The following is a 15627-nucleotide window of genomic DNA, read 5'->3' on the forward strand; positions in this document are numbered from 1 at the left end:
GATCCTAATCACATTTTTAATGGATTTGAGAGGGATGAACACTATTCGGAACATTCCTAATTTTAAGTGTTAACAGGACCTTTACTCTTGATTTATTAACAATCAACGTTTCACACGGACGGAGAGATGAAGTGACATTCACAGGACAACTTTCAAAGGATCTTCCAGATTACGAACTCGCACGCAGTCTTGGTCTTGCCTCTGGCGGCGATATAAATTTCACAGCACTTGCAGGTCAACTGGACTGCAGCAGAAATTTTAGCCAGGCCGGGATTATCTACTCAGACGGTACACGTCAGTGGCTAGTACGGCCATCAAGAAGGATTGCGACACCAAACGAAAGCTCGGTTAGTCATGTAGTCATAACCAAAGTAAATGCCTCACAAGTTAACCCCGTTCACGCAACAACGGCTACGATTCAGTCCCCTTCCCTGGCGACTGAAATTGGTTCAACGGCAATTTCCTGCGGAGCCGCAATTCTTACTGTTGTACTTGCGGCAGGGGCCGGTATGGCTATACCTCTCACTGCAGGGTCTTCCGGTGCTATAGCCGCTGTGATTTTAGCCGGTGGTGTAGCAACTGGAATTCAATGTGCAAATGGGCTTGGCCGACTATCGTTGATTGCTATGAATCACGATGACTACCTTGCGTGGATGGACTCCCAGGAGTGGTATACAGCAACCAACACAGCCCTGGATGCGATTTCTCTTGCCGGGGCTGCTGCGGGTTTAAAAAGCGCTGCATTAACATATCGCCTTCTTAACCGTTCATCGTCTGAGAGTTTGCTCTCCTTATTACAAAAAATGAGCCGGGCCGACCGTACGCGATTAACAGAGGAGATTATTCGTATCCGCAATCCCGGCATCTCGAATTCAGGTGTAAAAGCAGCAATGAAGGCAGGCGTGTATCCCAAACGTTATCCGTCAGAAGCGTTGCAGTTGCTCTTACAGCGTGAGTTGCTGAATACCATTTCAAATTCTTCTGCCTTCGTTGGAAGTGCCATCTCAGGAAATATCAGAAATCCACAGAATGTTGCACAAACGGGTAAATACATTTTTGGTTTAATTCAGTCTTTTTCATTTACAGGAAGTTATTGACCCGTCCATGATGAAATACATTAAAGATAGCCTTGCATTAAGTGCTTTGGTTAAAAGTAAAATGGCGACCGATGATCCCAACCAGCTTGAAACATTAAAAGAACAGTTAAAAGATCGGTTCGGCGTTCCTGTGGGCGTCCATATGACAGGAATTCCTTTGGCAGTGAGCACGTTACTGGCTATTTTTTGCTACGCCATGCTGCAAGTATCCCTCTGGTTGTTGCTGTTTCGCTGGCTCGGCTTACCCGAATTTAAGGTTATGATGGGAGTATTCATTGCAGCGATTGTGTATTGTCTGGTAGTGATGAGCACGATGTTTCTGACTACACGAGGTTCTTTACCTGGATATAAACTGCATATTTTCGTCATTACGCTGACAGGCATAATGAGCATCATTTATTTCATCTGGACGGGGATTTCGCTTTTATTCGGCCCTGTTGAGAACTACACACCGCAAATAACCTCTTTGCTGGGGCTGGGATGTTTCTTTCTGAACATTATGTGGATGAATTCATCGATTTTTTACCGCTCCATTGCGCTAACGCTACATAATCGGGTCTGGCGTAAGCAGCTCAAAATCGAGGCAAGGCCAATGTCACACCTCAAACGTTGACCACAATAGTCAATTGAGCGGCAGTAGTATGCATTGTAAGCGCTACGGGGTTCTTTAGTCGATTTCAAAGCCCTTACGCGGGCTTATTTTTTGCCTTTCATCCTGTTCTTACCCGCTTTTTCCCTCTCTGGGATACACTCTTTCTATAGCTAAAAAAGGGAGCAACCCGGATGGCAACCTATCCAGACAGTTTATTAATTCTTAACGGCAAGAGTGCAGGCAACGATCTGCTGCGCCAGGCGATTACCGAATTGCGTGAAGACGGAGCATGCATACACGTGCGAGTAACGTTTGAAAAAGGCGATGCGGCGCGCTACATCGACGAGGGCATCAGGTTAGGTGTTCAGACCATCATTTCCGGCGGCGGCGACGGAACGATCAACGAGATCGCCGGTGCGCTCATTGACCTCAACGACGCAGCTCGCCCGGCGATGGGGATTTTACCGCTCGGTACCGCCAACGATTTTGCCACCAGCGCCGGTATACCTGAGGATTTAGGCAAAGCACTGCAACTGGCTATCCTCGGGAAAGCGACCGCCGTCGATATTGCGCAGGTGAATGAAAGAACCTGCTTTATCAATATGGCGACCGGCGGGTTCGGCACCCGCATTACCAGCGAAACGCCGGAAAAACTGAAGGCCGCGCTGGGCGGCGTTTCGTATCTCATCCATGGTCTGATGCGCATGGACACGCTCAGGCCCGACAGCTGTGAGATCCAAGGTGAAAACTTCCACTGGCAGGGCGACGCGCTGGTGATTGGTATCGGCAACGGGCGTCAGGCAGGCGGCGGACAGCAGCTTTGCCCGGAAGCGCTGATCAACGACGGTCAATTACAGCTGCGTATTTTTACCGGCGACGGGCTGCTGCCTGCGCTGTTTACGACACTGACGCAGCCAGAGGAGAGCCCCAATATCATCGACGGCACATCCGCGTGGTTTGAGGTGATCGCCCCACACGGCATGACCTTTAATCTCGACGGAGAGCCGCTCAGCGGCGAGCGATTCCGCATTGAGGTGTTGCCCGGGGCGTTGCAGTGCCGATTGCCGCCGGACTGTCAGCTTTTGCGCTGATGTGTTGCCGGGTGGCGGCCCTCTTCCCGTATGCACTGAACAGTCCCCTCTCCCCGTTGGGGAGAGGGTTAGGGTGAGGGGAAAAGACTTAAGCGATCGTGACCTTACTGTCCAGATAGACGTCCTGAACCGCGTTGATCAGCTTCACGCCGTCGGCCATAGATTTTTTGAACGCCTTACGGCCGAGGATCAGCCCCATGCCGCCCGCGCGTTTGTTAATCACCGCCGTGCGCACCGCGTCGGTCAGATCGGTTTCACCGCCTGCCGCACCGCCGGAGTTAATCAGCCCGGCGCGGCCCATATAGCAGTTCGCCAGCTGGTAGCGCACCAGATCGATCGGGTTGTCGCTAGTCAGCTTGCTGTAGACGCGGTCGTCGGTATAGCCAAAGTTCACCGCTTTATAGCCGCCGTTATTCTCGGCCATTTTCTGCTTCACGATGTCCGCGCCGATGGTCGCCGCAAGGTGGTTTGCCTGACCGGTCAGATCCGCAGACACGTGATAATCCACACCGTCTTTTTTGAACGAGCCGTTACGCAGATAGGCCCACAGCACGGTTACCATACCCAGCTCGTGGGCGCGCTCGAACGCCGCGGAGATCTCTTCTATCTGACGACGCGACTGTTCAGAACCGAAATAGATGGTTGCCCCGACCGCCACCGCACCCATATTGAACGCCTGCTCGACGCTGGCGTAGAGCGTCTGGTCGTATTCGGTTGGGTAGCTCAGGGTTTCGTTGTGGTTCAGCTTAACGAGGAACGGAATGCGGTGGGCATAGCGACGCGACACGGAGGCCAGCACGCCGTAGGTGGAGGCCACGCAGTTACAGCCCGCCTCAATCGCCAGCTCGACGATATTTTTCGGATCAAAATAGAGCGGGTTCGCGGCAAACGATGCCCCCGCAGAGTGTTCAACGCCCTGGTCAACGGGCAGAATAGAGAGGTACCCGGTTCCGCCCAGGCGGCCGGTATTATAAAGCGTCTGCATGTTTCGCAGTACGGCAGGAGGACGGTTATTGTCGACCATGACGCGGTCTACGTAATCATGGCCAGGCAGATAAAGCTGGTCGGCTGGAATGGTCATACAACGATGCTGTAAAAGGCTGTCGGCGTCTTTGCCAAGCAGCTGCGCAATATCAGTCATAGTGATGCTCCCGTATGTCCGACATGATGTCGGAGCGTGTGATCCAAGCCCACGTTTTTGCAGGCAGACTAAGCCTGGTACCGACTTAACCTATTTTCCACCATTTGCAACTTTTTTAAGCACAATCTGCTGGCTCGTTTCATGTACAACATTTTTGTTACACTGATCAAACAATCGCCTTAAAGGTATTTAAAAGGTATTATCACATGGTATGTTACATGCGTACCTCTGACATGCAGGATTAAAAAATGAAAACGAAAGTCCAACTGTCATTCATGATGTTTGTTGAATGGTTTATCTGGGGCGCGTGGTTTGTGCCGCTGTGGCTGTGGCTGAGCAAGAGCGGGTTTACCGCCGGGGAAATTGGCTGGTCCTATGCCTGTACCGCTATTGCCGCGATCCTCTCTCCTATCCTGGTCGGCTCGCTGACCGACCGTTTCTTCGCCGCCCAGAAAGTGCTGGCCGTGCTGATGTTCGCTGGCGCGATTCTGATGTATTTCGCAGCACAGCAAACCCAGTTCAGCACCTTCTTCCCGCTGTTGCTGGCCTACTCCCTGACCTATATGCCGACCATCGCGCTGACGAACAGCATCGCTTTTGCGAACGTCGATGACGTGGAGGCTGATTTCCCGCGCATCCGCGTGATGGGCACCATCGGCTGGATTGCATCCGGCCTGGCGTGCGGCTTCCTGCCGCAGATGATGGGCTATAGCGACATCTCTGACACCAATATCCCGCTGCTGATGACCGCTGCCAGCTCCCTTCTGCTCGGCGTCTTCGCACTTTTCCTGCCGAATACCCCGCCGAAGAGCACCGGCAAGCTGGATATCAAAGTGATGCTGGGGCTGGATGCGCTGATCCTGCTGCGCGATAAAAACTTCCTGGTGTTCTTCTTCTGCTCATTCCTGTTCGCCATGCCGCTGGCTTTCTACTACATCTTTGCCAACGGCTATCTCACCGAAGTGGGGATGAAAAACGCCACCGGCTGGATGACCCTCGGCCAGTTCTCTGAAATCTTCTTCATGCTCGCTCTGCCGTTCTTTACCAAACGCTTTGGTATTAAGAAGGTCTTGCTGCTGGGCCTGATCACCGCCGCCATTCGCTACGGCTTCTTTGTTTACGGCGGCGCCGAACAATACTTCACCTACGCCCTGCTGTTCCTCGGCATTCTGCTGCACGGCGTAAGCTATGACTTCTATTACGTCACCGCGTACATCTACGTGGATAAAAAAGCGCCCGTGCATATGCGCAACGCGGCGCAGGGCTTGATCACGCTGTGCTGTCAGGGCTTTGGTAGCCTGCTGGGTTACCGTCTCGGCGGCGTGATGATGGAAAAAATGTTCGCCTATAAAGAGCCGGTGAATGGGCTGACCTTCAACTGGGCCGGAATGTGGACGTTTGGTGCAATCATGATTGTAGTGATTGCCGTGCTGTTTATGCTGTTTTTCCGCGAATCGGATAAAGAGATCACCGCAATTGAGGTGGTTGATGGCGATACCGCGCTGACACGAGGGGAAGTTAAATGAAACAAGACCGTATTCTCGGTGCTCTTTACGGGCAGGCGTTAGGGGATGCGATGGGGATGCCGTCTGAACTGTGGCCGCGCAAGCGGGTGAAAGCGCACTTCGGCTGGATCGACCGTTTCTTACCCGGCCCGGCTGAGAATAATGCCGCCTGCTACTTTAATCAGGCCGAATTTACGGATGATACGTCGATGGCGCTGTGCCTGGCCGACGCGATTATCGAATGCGACGGGGAAATTAATCCTGACGTTATCGGTAAGCATATTCTGGACTGGGCGCTGGATTTTGACGCGTTCAATAAGAATGTGCTCGGCCCGACCTCCAAAATTGCCCTGAACGCCATCCGTGACGGCAAGCCGGTGAGCGAGCTGGAAAATAACGGCGTCACCAACGGGGCGGCGATGCGCGCCTCCCCGCTGGGATGCCTGCTACCGGCCACGCGTCTGGCACATTTTGTTGAACAGGTTGCGTTAGCCTCCAGCCCGACCCATAAATCGGATCTCGCCATCGCCGGTGCGGTGGTGATCGCGTGGGCGGTTTCACGCGCTATCGACGGCGAGCGCTGGCAGAACATCGCCGATGCCCTGCCGGGTATTGCCCGTGCGGCGCAGGAGGCGAACACGACCACTTTCAGCGCATCGCTTTCCGCTCGTATTGAGCTGGCCCTGAAAACCGTGCGCGAAGCCAACGGTACGGAGTCCGCCAGCGAGCAGATCTATCAGCTTATTGGCGCGGGCACGAGCACACTGGAGTCCGTACCGGCGGCGATTGCGATGGTCGAACTTGCGGGCACCGATCCGAACCGCTGCGCGGTGTTATGCGCCAACCTGGGCGGTGATACTGACACTATCGGCGCGATGGCAACGGCCATCTGCGGCGCGCTGCACGGTGTACAGGCCATTGATCCGGCGCTTAAAAGCGAACTTGATGCCGTAAACCAGCTTGATTTCGGACGCTACTGCGAAAAACTGCTGCACTTCCGGGAGCAAAGGGAGGGCGTATGAGTGCTTTTGCCCGCCGTCTCGAAACCCTTCACGCTACGCGCCCCGTAACGGTGCTCGGCGCGGCGGTCATCGACGTGATTGCCGACGCCTACGCCCTGCCCTGGCGCGGGTGTGATATCGAGCTTAAGCAACAGGGAGTGAATATTGGCGGCTGCGCGCTGAATATCGCCATCGCCCTCAAGCGGCTCGGCATTGCAGCGCAAAACGCGCTTCCCGTTGGCCACGGCGTGTGGGCCGATATTATCCGTAATGCCATGGCGAAGCAGGATCTGCACAGCGCCGTGGAAGCGGAAACGGGCGATAACGGCTGGTGCCTGGCGCTGGTGGAGCCTGATGGTGAACGGACCTTCATGTCGTTTAGCGGTGTGGAGAATCAGTGGCAGCAACGCTGGCTGGACGGGTTAAGCGTGCCGGAGAAAAGCCTGGTCTATTTGTCCGGCTACCAGCTGGCGTCGCCCAGCGGCGAGCTGCTGACGGCCTGGGTGGAACGTCTTCAGGATGTGACGCTCTTTATCGATTTCGGTCCGCGCATCGCGGATATTCCCGACCCGCTGATGGCGCGGATTATGGCCCGTAAACCGGTTGTCTCGCTCAATCGGCAGGAGGCGGAACTTGCCGCCGAATGGCTTGGCGTGAACGTGGAACAGCTCGGCACTCAGTGGCAGCAACGGTTTGGCGCTGCGCTAATCGTACGCCATGATAAAGACGGGGCGGTCTGGTACGACGGTGACGCTTCCGGACACGTTCCGGCGTTTCCTGCTACCGTGGTCGATACCATCGGCGCCGGTGACAGCCATGCGGGAGGTACCCTTGCCGGGCTGGCTGCGGGATGGTCACTGCCAGAGGCGGTGCAGCTTGGCAATGCCGTAGCCGCCTGGGTAGTCAGCCATCGCGGTGGCGACTGCGCCCCCACGCGCGAGGCCCTACTCCTCGCACACAAAGACGTATAGGTCGCTGCGACAGTAGCTGATGCTGTACTCAATTGGCCGGTGCTGTTGATCGAGCGCGACTTGCTTGATCACCAGCACCGGTATCTTATCGTCCATCTTGATATGCGCCTGAAACTCGCTGTCCGGCATCCGGGCGCTGACGCGCGAACGGGTGCGCTGCGGAAAGATATTCTGGCTGCGGAAGTAATCATAAAGCGAGACGCCGATGTCGTCCGGATTGGGAATTAATCCTACCGGTACCCAGGACTCCTCTATTGATACCGCATCGTCATCCACGTAGCGGATGCGCTTAAGCAGAAAGACATCGCTGTCCGGCGCAAGGGAAAGGTGGCGGGCGATCTCTTCCGGGCACTTCACGATGCGTTTATTGACCCACAGGGTGTTGGGCGTTTTGCCACGCAGCACCACTTGCTGAGAAAAGCCGCGCGCCTCTTTCAGCGAATATTCAAAGATATTGTTGATTTGCGTCCCGTATCCACGCGCGCGGGTGACGACGCCAGCCTCTTCCAGCGCCTGCATGGCTTTACGCACCGTAATACGCGACACTCCGGCCAGCTGGCTCAGATCGCGCTCGCCGGGCAAAATATTACCGTGCGCGAGCACACCGCTGCGCACCGCGTTCTTGACCGTTTCGGCAAATTTCAGATACAGCGGCGTGTTGTCCGGTGCGGCAATTCGTTCCTTGAGTTGAGCAATTAACCGGGTATGCGCTTGTTCCATCTCTGTTTTTCTCTGGCATGAGTTTCATGCCAGTATACGGCTTACCACCATGCATGAAAATGGTGAACCGGACCAATACCGTGACCCACTTCCAGAGAATCGGCTTTTGCCAGCGCGCCCGAGAGCCAGACCTTCGCCTCCTGCACCGTATCCGCCCATGTGGCGTGACGAGGACGCAGCGCCGCCAGCGCCGCCGAGAGCGTACAGCCCGTGCCGTGGGTGTTTTTGGTCTGGACGCGTGGCGCGGTGAAACGTTGCGTGCCATCGTGGGTGAAAAGCCAGTCCGGGCTTTCTGCATCATCAAGATGGCCGCCTTTCATCAGCACCGCGCGACACCCCATCGCCAGCAGCGCATTCCCCTGCTCTTTCATCTCACGTTCGTTTTGCGCGTGTGGCGCATCCAGCAGCGCGGCGGCTTCAGGCAGGTTTGGCGTGATCAGCGCAACCTGCGGCAGCAGCTTTTTACGCAGGGTGTCGACAGCCGAGGCGGAGAGCAGCGGATCGCCGCTTTTGGCCAGCATCACGGTATCAAGCACCACGTTTTTTATCTGGTAGTGTTTGAGACGTTCAGCGACCGCTTCAACAATGTCCGCCTCTGCCAGCATGCCGATCTTGGTGGTGTCGATACGTACGTCGCTGAATACCGAATCCAGCTGCGCGGCGACAAAATCCGGGTCAATGCGATACACCGACTGTACGCCGCGCGTGTTTTGCGCAACCAGCGCGGTGATAACCGAGCACCCGTATGCGCCGAGCGCAGAGAAGGTTTTCAGGTCTGCCTGGATCCCCGCTCCGCCGCTTGGATCGGTTCCCGCAATAGTCAGGGCATTAATGCGCGTCATACCTGTTCCTCCAGCGCGTAAAGCGCGTCCAGAAACGCGGAGACAAAGCTGCCGGGCCCCCGGCTTTGAGTCAGGGCAACTGACCCTGCGCGCTTCATAAAGCCGCAGGCTGCCGCCGCGTTATCAAGCCTGTCGCCAGGCAGCGAGCAGCAGGCGGCGACGACCGCCGAGAGCGCACAGCCAGTTCCTACCACGCGGGTCATCAGCGGGTCGCCGCCCGCGACCGTACGGGTTCGCTGGCCGTCGGTGATGTGATCCACTTCCCCTGTGACGACTACAACGGCGTGGGTCTGGCGGGCAAGCGCCTGCGCAGCGGTCAACGCGCTCGCTGCCGTATCGGTGGAATCGACCCCACGTCCGCCCGCACTCATTCCGGCAAGGGCGAGGATTTCGGAGGCGTTGCCACGAATGGCCGCAGGTTTAAGGGATAATATTTGCTGGCAAAAACGGGTGCGGAACGCCAGCGCGCCAACCGCGACGGGGTCCAGAACCCAGGGTGTGCCCGCGGCTACCGCGCTCTCAATAGCCCGACGCATCGACTGGGCGCGCGGCGCGGTGAGCGTGCCAACGTTGACGAGCAGGGCATCGGCAAGCGCGGCAAACTGTTCCGCTTCCTCGGCTTCGATCACCATTGCCGGGGAAGCACCGAGCGCGAGCAGAACGTTGGCGGTGAAGGTCTGCACGACATCGTTGGTCATACAGTGCGTGAGCGGGGAACGGGTTCGGAATTGATGTAAAACGTGTGAGTCGAGCAGGTCAGGCTGCATGGTTTCGCTCCTGCCGTGCGGAAAGAAGCGATGACCGGGTAGGCATCTGACTTCCCTACGCTGGCATTATCCAGATCAGGTAATACGGGTATTTCTCAGCCTTCACAAGGAAGGGCACCCCGAGTCAAATCATTTATAAAACAAAAGTTTAAACAATACTTTGTTATTTAGTGTACCCGTGGTTGAGCCTGCTGACAACCATTTTCCCTTTATCTCACTGCCTCAGAAGGTACAGACGGGTTCAGGTTACATAAAAATGAGAAATTCTATTGTTCGTTTTCCGGTATTATTTGTACTGAATAAATAACTAACATTGAATTCACATTACAAATAACTTTATTTAATGTCTACATTGAAAATCTTACGGAAGAATATCTTGCCCTTTATTTAAACACACCCGCTCGATAATGTTTACTTTCAGCTTTAAAGGTTGTGATTTTCATTTGAAAACCCCCGTGTAAACCTTAATTTCCATCACTTAAATAAAAACCGCATAAGTGTTAAAATAAAATCTCATAAAAATCATAATTTTAAATTAAGACAGTTCACAAGCGCATCACAACAAATTGATTTTAAAGAAGAAACAATGCAAGAGCATTATTTCTCATCATTCTTATTATTAATAAGAAACATGATCAAAATCAATATTTCTCGCCGCGAAATATCTATAGTTTCGCTCCGTTACCAACATAAATATTAAATACAACTATTAAATTCGACACACTTAAACTTACCCATTCAGCTCTGCTTAAACAAACGTTAGCAATATCGCTAGCGTATATTTTATCTGCCAAACACTGTGAGTCATTTCAAATGAAACCTGTTAGTAAAACCGTCATCGCTGTCGCTATTATCGGTGCTCTTTTTGCTGGTTCAATGAACGTAGCTAAAGCTGCTGATGTAAATGTAAATCTTAACGATAATGTTACCAATTCAGGTGCTTTTATTCAGGTTCAAGGGACTAACAACACCGCATATAACCTTGATAACATCAAGGCTAGCAACACTCAACAAGACGGACAAATCTATAATCTGCAAGGGGATGTTGAGAAGGCAAACATTGCTATCAATAATGCACAAGATACTGCTAACACTGCTGTAAATAAAGCTGATGCTGCTCAAGCTGGTGTTAATGCTAATGCACAATTTAACTCTACTTTGAATCAGAAAGTAGATGATAACAAAGCTGATCAGATCTCCACCGACAACAAACAAAATATTTTGATTGATGACATTAAAAACAAAGCAGACACTGCTTTACAAGGTGTTGTTAACAATGGTTCCGATATTAAATCATTGCAAGATGAAAGCGCGTTACAAGGTTCTGTATTGATTAACCATGATCAACGGATCACCGCTTTAGAGAACCAAACACCACCTAAAGACGGTGTGAATGGTAAAGATGGTGTTGACGGTAAAGACGGGGCAACGGGTGCTACAGGCGCTGCAGGTGCAACTGGTGCGCAAGGTTTAAAAGGTGATACAGGCGCACAAGGTATAGCTGGGAAAGATGGTGCTCCAGGTGTTAAGGGTGAGAAAGGAGATAAAGGAGATTCCATCAAAGGTGATAAGGGCGACACTGGCGCTAAAGGTGATAAAGGGGATGCAGGTAAAGCTGGCTCTAACGGAATCACAACTACCATCACTAAGAAAGAAGTTGATACTAAAACTATCAATCTGGTTAAGTCACTCAATACCCAAACTACAGCACAAGCTAAAGATCTGAAAGCTGCTCAACAAGTGTTCGCACAAGCGCAAGCTAACACTAACTCTCAATTCAAGAGCCTGAAAGATGAAGTTGACAGCAATAAGAAAGAAGCCCGTTCAGGTGCTGCTAGCGCTGTAGCTATCGCCTCTATGCCTCAAGTAGAGAAAGATCAGGCTGTCATGTTCTCTGCTGGTGTAGGTAGCTTTAAAGACGAGCAAGCTGTTAGTGTGGGTGCATCCTTCCACGTTGGTAGCAACACCATCGTTAAAGCTGGCGTAAGCGATTCTACAAATAATGATCTTGCTATGGGCGCAGGCATCGGGATTGGCTTTTAAGAAAAACACGTAACTCGACTACATTCATAATAGAGGAAGCTTTTCAGGGCGACAGTACTTCGCTGATGGAAAGTATGATGATGGCCAATAACATGCTCAAACACATTTTTATTTCAGCTGCCCTGTATCTATTGCTTATTTCGGTCGGGGTCTGGATCGGCATTATGTACGTTTCTTATTATTTGTGTCGTTTTTAAGGTGATAAAATGAAAAAATCAATGATGCTAGTGTTAAGCGCTGCCGTACTTGCTGGGTGTATTTCGCCTGCACACGCCATTAGCGCACACTATCGTGCTCAGTTAGAGCGCTCGGGATGCACGCAAATTAGCGCTGGCGATGGATCTTGCGATATCAGCAAAACCAAAGCGGAAAACGCGGCACAACACGAACCAACGGCATCCGTTCACGATCCCCTTCGCGAAGCCTCGTTCTCGTCGGATACGGTTAACGCTACCCTTTCTAACGGCTTTTTTAGCGCTACCGTGAACGGCAAAAAAGCCAGCGTTAAACGTCTGAATGCGAATTTCTATGAGATCCATGGTAACGGTTTTGTGATATCGACAAGCCTGGATGAAAACGGTATTACGGACGCGTCATGGAATAAAACAAAGGGACGTGAACACGGCGTTTTACGCGTTACCCAAAAATAAACAGTCTAAGGAGGCTCTCCGCCTCCTTTTAGCCTGCCAGGCGCACAATTTGCCACACTCTTTCATCTGATTTTACAATGCTGACAATCCATATATAAACCACTGTTTTTATTGAGAATAAACTGCATATTTTTGCCGGAAAATGAGGTTATCCCCTCCCCTGTGCCCTGTGTCACAAAACAGTAAACAAATTAACCATTGAGCCCGGTGACAAAAGGCTCTATATTGGCGGCGTTTTTTTCAGGCCCCATCTGTTTTTTAACTTTTTATTCAATCGTTGCTCATAACGAAGCGGCGGTTGTAGGAGTGATATGATGACGGATAAAGTCCGTATTGACACCGTAGATGCCCACAAAAGCAACGAAACCTATCTGGCCCGTCAGGCCGAGTTTGAATCTAACGTCAGGAGTTATCCGCGCAAACTGCCTTTAGCGATCACGAAAGCAGAAGGCGTGTGGATCACCGATGCAGATAATAAAGAATACCTTGACTGTTTAGCAGGCGCAGGCACCCTCGCGCTTGGCCACAATCATCCTGATGTGCTGAAAAGCATCCAAAATGTCATTACCAGCGGCTTGCCGTTACATACCCTGGATCTGACTACGCCGTTGAAAGACGCGTTTTCAGAATACCTCCTCTCTCTGTTGCCTGGTCAGGGCAAAGAGTACTGCCTGCAATTCACTGGCCCGTCCGGGGCTGACGCCGTTGAAGCGGCGCTGAAGCTGGCGAAAAAAGTAACCGGTCGCAGCGGTATCATCAGTTTCTCTGGTGGTTACCACGGTATGACCCACGGTGCACTGTCCGTCACCGGTAACCTGTCTCCGAAAGAAGCGGTTGACGGTATGATGCCAGAAGTCCAGTTCATGCCTTACCCACACGAGTACCGCTGCCCACTGGGTATCGGTGGTGAAGCGGGCGTGAAGGCGCTGACCTACTACTTCGATAACCTGATCAACGACGTTGAAAGCGGCGTGCGTAAACCTGCCGCGGTGATCCTGGAAGCTGTTCAGGGCGAAGGCGGCGTGAATCCGGCTCCGGCTGAGTGGTTGCAGCGCATCCGTAAAGTGACTCAGGAACACGGCATTCTGCTGATCCTCGACGAAGTTCAGGCTGGCTTTGCCCGTACCGGTAAATTCTTTGCCTTCGAACACGCAGGCATTGAGCCTGACATCATCGTGATGTCCAAAGCAGTTGGCGGCGGTCTGCCACTGGCTGTGCTCGGTATCAAGAAGCAGTTCGATGCGTGGGCGCCTGGTCACCACACCGGTACCTTCCGCGGCAACCAGCTGGCGATGGCAACCGGTCTGACGACGCTGAAGATCCTGAAAGACCAGAATATCGCGGGCAAAGTGGCCGCACAGGGCGAATGGCTGAAAGGCCAGCTGAAAGAGATGGCGAAACGCTATCCGGTGATCGGCCACGTTCGCGGTCTGGGCATGATGATCGGTATTGAAATCGTTAAGCCACATGAAGCCGCCGACCACATGGGTTGCTTCCCGGGCGATGGCGAGCTGTCTGCACTGATCCAGAAGAAGTGCTTCGAAGCAGGCCTGATTCTGGAGCGTGGCGGCCGTAACGGTATCGTTCTGCGTCTGCTGCCGTCACTGCTGATCAGCGATGACGAGCTGAAAGTCTTCCTGGATAAATTCGAGCAGGCACTGCTTGCTGCGGGCGTTCGCCCGGCGTAACCGGAGTTGTTGATTACGATGTCTGATTCAAACCCAATTTTGTTCTCCTCTGCCCAGAGCATTGAAGCTTACCAGCAGGCGATTGAACAAAGCACTCAGGCTGTGATGCAGTGGCTGAAACAACCTGAGATGTACCAGGGCAAAACGGTCGCGGAGCTGCGCGACCGTATTAAGCTGGATTTCAACCCGAAAGGGCTGGGCAACGAAGCGGCGATTGAACGCGCCGTGGAGTTCTTCCTGAAAGACAGTTTGTCCGTTCATCACCCGCAGTGCGTGGCGCACCTGCACTGCCCAAGCCTGGTGGTTAGCCAGGCGGCGGAAGTGCTGATTAACGCCACCAACCAGAGTATGGACTCCTGGGATCAAAGCCCGTCCGCAACCATTATTGAGATCAAGCTGATCGAATGGCTGCGTACCCGCGTGGGTTATCAGGCTGGCGACGCAGGCGTCTTCACCAGCGGCGGCACCCAGAGTAACCTGATGGGCCTGATGCTGGCGCGTGATGCGTTCTTCGCGCGTCAGGGCCACTCGGTACAGCAGGACGGTCTGGTGGGCGATCTGCGCAAAATTCGCGTGCTGTGCTCTGAAAACGCCCACTTCTCCGTGCAGAAAAACATGGCGCTGATGGGCCTGGGCTACCAGTCCGTGGTGCAGGTGAAAACTGATGAATTCTCCCGCATGGATCTCACCGATCTGGCGGCGAAAATCGAACAGTGCAACGCGAACGGCGAACAGATTCTGGCAATTGTGGCCACGGCCGGCACGACGGATGCGGGTGCTATCGATCCGCTGCGTGCTATTGCTGAGCTGGCTGCGAAACAGAATATCTGGGTACACGTTGATGCGGCCTGGGGCGGCGCGCTGCTGATGTCTGAGCAGTATCGTCACTACCTGGACGGCATCGAGCTGGTGGATTCCGTGACGCTGGACTTCCACAAGCAGTTCTTCCAGACCATCAGCTGCGGTGCCTTCTTGCTGAAAGAAGCACGTCATTATGAGCTGATGCGCTATCAGGCGGCTTACCTGAACTCTGAGTTCGATGAAGAAGCGGGCGTGCCTAACCTGGTTTCCAAATCTCTGCAAACCACCCGTCGTTTCGACGCGCTGAAACTGTGGATGAGCCTGGAAGCGCTGGGTCAGGAGCAATACGCGGCAATTATCGATCACGGCGTGACGCTGGCACAGCAGGTTGCGGCTTACGTAAAAGAGCAGTCTGCTCTGGAACTGGTTATGCAACCCCAGCTGGCAAGCGTGCTGTTCCGCTTCCGTCCGCAGACCCAGATGGCTGACGCCGGTATCGCCCTGCTGAACCAGAAAATTGGCGATGCACTGCTGGAATCCGGCCGCGCAAACGTCGGGGTGACCGAGCATAACGGCGTCACCTGCCTGAAGCTGACCCTGCTGAACCCAACCGTGACGCTGGAGGACGTTAAAGTCCTGCTGTCTCTGGTTGAGCGTACCGCGCAGGAAGTGATGGCGAAGTAATGCTTTTCCCTCTCCCATCCGGGAGAGGGTTTAT

The 15627-nt window shown here is 53.3% G+C and carries 14 protein-coding genes and 1 riboswitch; of the genes, 10 read left to right on the forward strand and 4 right to left on the reverse strand.

What is annotated here, in order from left to right; all coding sequences use genetic code 11:
- Window positions 1–131 precede the first annotated feature (131 nt).
- The 3 genes from HWQ15_RS00195 (at window position 132) to yegS (ending at window position 2780) form a co-directional block, all read left to right on the forward strand.
- On the forward strand, window positions 132–1097 hold the full coding sequence (locus tag HWQ15_RS00195; RefSeq protein WP_176587351.1) for a hypothetical protein: 966 nt from the start codon (window positions 132–134) through the stop codon (window positions 1095–1097).
- Window positions 1098–1104: 7 nt separating this feature from the next.
- On the forward strand, window positions 1105–1710 hold the full coding sequence (locus HWQ15_RS00200; protein ID WP_023306583.1) for a hypothetical protein: 606 nt from the start codon (window positions 1105–1107) through the stop codon (window positions 1708–1710).
- A gap of 170 nt (window positions 1711–1880) precedes the next feature.
- Window positions 1881–2780, forward strand: a complete 900-nt coding sequence (yegS, locus tag HWQ15_RS00205; RefSeq protein WP_045622991.1) for a lipid kinase YegS — start codon at window positions 1881–1883, stop codon at window positions 2778–2780.
- 88 nt (window positions 2781–2868) lie between these two features.
- Here the strand turns inward: yegS and fbaB are convergent, their stop codons facing one another.
- Entirely contained in the window at window positions 2869–3921 is a 1053-nt protein-coding gene (gene fbaB / locus HWQ15_RS00210; protein WP_022648654.1) for a class I fructose-bisphosphate aldolase, read from the reverse strand.
- Window positions 3922–4169: 248 nt separating this feature from the next.
- On the opposite strand from fbaB, the gene HWQ15_RS00215 reads away from it, so the two are divergent.
- From HWQ15_RS00215 to HWQ15_RS00225, 3 genes are read left to right on the forward strand one after another with little or no spacing between them, the layout of a single operon-like run.
- Window positions 4170–5447: a nucleoside permease gene (locus tag HWQ15_RS00215; protein WP_022648655.1), complete on the forward strand. Its 1278-nt coding sequence runs from the start codon at window positions 4170–4172 to the stop codon at window positions 5445–5447.
- Complete coding sequence (locus HWQ15_RS00220; RefSeq protein WP_023300562.1) at window positions 5444–6448, forward strand: ADP-ribosylglycohydrolase family protein; 1005 nt, start codon at window positions 5444–5446, stop codon at window positions 6446–6448. The genes HWQ15_RS00215 and HWQ15_RS00220 overlap by 4 nt, the downstream gene beginning before the upstream one ends.
- On the forward strand, window positions 6445–7398 hold the full coding sequence (locus HWQ15_RS00225) for a PfkB family carbohydrate kinase (protein WP_063148516.1): 954 nt from the start codon (window positions 6445–6447) through the stop codon (window positions 7396–7398). The genes HWQ15_RS00220 and HWQ15_RS00225 overlap by 4 nt, the downstream gene beginning before the upstream one ends.
- Here HWQ15_RS00225 and HWQ15_RS00230 read toward each other — a convergent pair.
- From HWQ15_RS00230 to thiM, 3 genes are read right to left on the reverse strand one after another with little or no spacing between them, the layout of a single operon-like run.
- Window positions 7372–8118 carry a GntR family transcriptional regulator gene (locus tag HWQ15_RS00230; protein WP_063148515.1) on the reverse strand — a complete coding sequence of 249 codons (747 nt, stop codon included), beginning with the start codon at window positions 8116–8118 and terminating at the stop codon, window positions 7372–7374. The genes HWQ15_RS00225 and HWQ15_RS00230 overlap by 27 nt on opposite strands.
- A gap of 41 nt (window positions 8119–8159) precedes the next feature.
- Window positions 8160–8960 carry a bifunctional hydroxymethylpyrimidine kinase/phosphomethylpyrimidine kinase gene (thiD, locus tag HWQ15_RS00235; RefSeq protein ID WP_023300565.1) on the reverse strand — a complete coding sequence of 267 codons (801 nt, stop codon included), beginning with the start codon at window positions 8958–8960 and terminating at the stop codon, window positions 8160–8162.
- Window positions 8957–9727, reverse strand: coding sequence for a hydroxyethylthiazole kinase (gene thiM, locus HWQ15_RS00240; protein ID WP_023306588.1), 771 nt, complete (start codon window positions 9725–9727; stop codon window positions 8957–8959). The genes thiD and thiM overlap by 4 nt, the downstream gene beginning before the upstream one ends.
- A 35-nt stretch (window positions 9728–9762) precedes the next feature.
- A riboswitch (TPP riboswitch) is annotated at window positions 9763–9859 on the reverse strand.
- A gap of 681 nt (window positions 9860–10540) precedes the next feature.
- On the opposite strand from thiM, the gene HWQ15_RS23425 reads away from it, so the two are divergent.
- The 4 genes from HWQ15_RS23425 to HWQ15_RS00260 all read left to right on the forward strand — a co-directional run bounded on the left by HWQ15_RS23425 (window position 10541) and on the right by HWQ15_RS00260 (window position 15593).
- Window positions 10541–11770 (forward strand): YadA-like family protein, encoded by a 1230-nt coding sequence (locus tag HWQ15_RS23425; RefSeq protein WP_063148514.1) that lies wholly within the window; start codon window positions 10541–10543, stop codon window positions 11768–11770.
- A 206-nt stretch (window positions 11771–11976) separates the two neighbouring features.
- Entirely contained in the window at window positions 11977–12420 is a 444-nt protein-coding gene (locus HWQ15_RS00250; RefSeq protein WP_176587352.1) for a hypothetical protein, read from the forward strand.
- A gap of 311 nt (window positions 12421–12731) precedes the next feature.
- Entirely contained in the window at window positions 12732–14108 is a 1377-nt protein-coding gene (locus tag HWQ15_RS00255) for a diaminobutyrate--2-oxoglutarate transaminase (RefSeq protein ID WP_032623920.1), read from the forward strand.
- A gap of 18 nt (window positions 14109–14126) precedes the next feature.
- Window positions 14127–15593: an aspartate aminotransferase family protein gene (locus HWQ15_RS00260; protein WP_022648668.1), complete on the forward strand. Its 1467-nt coding sequence runs from the start codon at window positions 14127–14129 to the stop codon at window positions 15591–15593.
- Window positions 15594–15627: the final 34 nt, after the last annotated feature.

The organism is Enterobacter sp. DSM 30060, assembly GCF_013375955.1.
GTDB classification, from domain to species: Bacteria; Pseudomonadota; Gammaproteobacteria; order Enterobacterales; family Enterobacteriaceae; genus Enterobacter; species Enterobacter intestinihominis.